Source organism: Microbacterium sp. Leaf351, assembly GCF_001423825.1.
GTDB classification, from domain to species: Bacteria; Actinomycetota; Actinomycetes; order Actinomycetales; family Microbacteriaceae; genus Microbacterium; species Microbacterium ginsengisoli.
This window is the reverse complement of record NZ_LMPK01000018.1, coordinates 51,239-51,609: the sequence shown is the minus strand read 5'-3', so window position 1 is coordinate 51,609 and position 371 is coordinate 51,239. Positions and strand designations below refer to the sequence as shown.

The following is a 371-nucleotide window of genomic DNA, read 5'->3' as shown; positions in this document are numbered from 1 at the left end:
CCTTCCTCCGCTCCCGCACCCGCCAATCCGCGCTCGCGCGTCATCACGGCGAGCCTCATCGGCACCACGATCGAGTTCTACGACTTCTACGCGTACGCCACGGCGGCGGTGCTCGTGTTCCCGGTGCTGTTCTTCCCCACCGGCAACGACACCGCGTCGCTGCTCGCCTCGTTCGGCGTCTTCGGCGCCGCGATGGTCGCACGACCCATCGGCGCCGTCGTGTTCGGCCACTTCGGCGACCGGTTCGGCCGCAAGGCCACCCTCGTCACGTCGCTGCTCACGATGGGCATCGCGACGTTCCTCATCGGCTGCCTGCCCACCTTCAACCAGATCGGCGTCTGGGCGGCCGTGCTGCTGCTGATCCTCCGCCT

1 pseudogene is annotated in these 371 nt (G+C 68.7%); it reads left to right on the top strand.

Annotation, left to right across the window (positions count from 1 at the left end):
• Positions 1–371: pseudogene (locus ASG00_RS17560) on the top strand (MFS transporter); the annotation flags it as partial.